General features: G+C 52.0%; 2 protein-coding genes. Both read right to left on the minus strand.

What is annotated here, in order from left to right:
• Positions 1–443 (minus strand): F0F1 ATP synthase subunit delta (gene atpH / locus ABD481_RS46750; RefSeq protein ID WP_344672354.1); only part of this gene is annotated, 443 nt, incomplete at its 3' end.
• Positions 444–457: 14 nt separating this feature from the next.
• Positions 458–612 (minus strand): F0F1 ATP synthase subunit B family protein (locus tag ABD481_RS46755; RefSeq protein WP_044614329.1); only part of this gene is annotated, 155 nt, incomplete at its 5' end.

The following is a 612-nucleotide window of genomic DNA, read 5'->3' on the forward strand; positions in this document are numbered from 1 at the left end:
ATAACAGACTTATCGATTTTGCAATTCAGCTTAACTTTGCGTGACAGACGTTTTTCCATCGCGCTGACGATCCTGGCAAGCTGTTCATCACTCAGTTGGTTGGCAGATATTACTTCTACCTCTGCGATGGCCTCACTGGCCGCGCGCAGGTGAATGAATTGCTCAAGAACGTCCGGGAGCACCTTCAGACGATTATTTTCCGCCATCACCTTAATCAGGTTCTGGCCATTTTCGTCGAGTTGCTCGCCGCAGATAGCGATAAACGCTTCTGAGAGCGTTTCCGGCGCCAAAGCACCGGAGAGAAGCTCTGCCATTTGGTCGTTTTTGGTCACTTCGGCGGCAAACGCCAGCATATCCTGCCAGCGTTCAACACTGTTGTGTTCGACGGCAAAGTCAAAAGCTGCTTTGGCGTAGGGGCGAGCTACCGTTACAAATTCAGACATCAGCCCCTCCCTCCTTACAGTTCAGCGACAAGTTTATCCACGATGTCGCTGTTAGCAGCTTCATCCACGGAACGTTCGATGATCTTCTCGGCGCCAGCAACAGCCAGGATAGCGACCTGCTTACGCAGCTCCTCGCGTGCACGTTTACGCTCAGCATCAATTTCAGCCT

The organism is Catenulispora yoronensis (assembly GCF_039531695.1).
In the GTDB taxonomy this organism is placed as follows: domain Bacteria; phylum Actinomycetota; class Actinomycetes; order Streptomycetales; family Catenulisporaceae; genus Catenulispora; species Catenulispora yoronensis.